The sequence below is a fragment of the Peribacillus sp. Aquil_B1 genome (assembly GCF_022603275.1).
Classification (GTDB): domain Bacteria; phylum Bacillota; class Bacilli; order Bacillales; family DSM-1321; genus Peribacillus.
In genome coordinates, this window is sequence record NZ_JAKXEE010000018.1 from 1 (window position 1) to 705 (window position 705).

The 705-nt window shown below is 49.2% G+C and carries 1 protein-coding gene; it reads left to right on the forward strand.

The features are described 5' to 3' along the window. Positions 1 to 705: NAD(P)/FAD-dependent oxidoreductase (locus MPH60_RS27540; RefSeq protein ID WP_241615886.1), on the forward strand; the 705-nt coding region annotated here is incomplete at both ends.

Below are 705 nucleotides of genomic sequence, written 5' to 3' on the forward strand. Positions count from 1 at the left end.
TTCGCGAATATGCACAAACAAATAATGAAGCGGACGCAACCATCGTAATCGGCGGCGGCGGATTGACGGGCGTTGAGCTAATCGGTGAAATCGTGGATCATTTCCCTAAAATCGCTAAAAAGTTCGGGGTGGACTTCAAGGACTTGAAAATCAAGCTTGTGGAAGCTGGTCCAAAAATCCTTCCAGTCCTGCCTGACCACTTAATTGAACGTGCGATGACAAGCTTGGAAGCACGCGGCGTTGAGTTCTTGACAGGTCTGCCTGTAACGGGTGTTAAAGGCAATCAAATCGAATTGAAAGACGGACAAACGATAACGGCCAATACGCTTGTTTGGACAGGCGGAGTTGCGGCTCTTCCTATCGTAGGTGAATCAGGCCTTGAAGTGGACCGCGGCAAAGCAACCGTTAATGAGTATTTGCAATCCAAATCCCATAAAGACGTATTCGTTGTCGGGGACAGTGCCGTTGCCTTCCCTCCAGAAGGCGGCCGTCCATACGCTCCTACTGCTCAAAATGCTTGGCAAATGGGTGAGCTTGTTGGTTACAACCTATTTGCAGCCTTTGAAGGCAAGAAACTTGAAGAATTCTCACCTGTAAACTCAGGTACACTTGCGAGCCTTGGCCGTAAGGATGCGGTGGCAACGGTTGGGGCCAATAACACGTCCCTTAAAGGCCTTCCGGCTACATTGATGAAAGAAGCAAGTA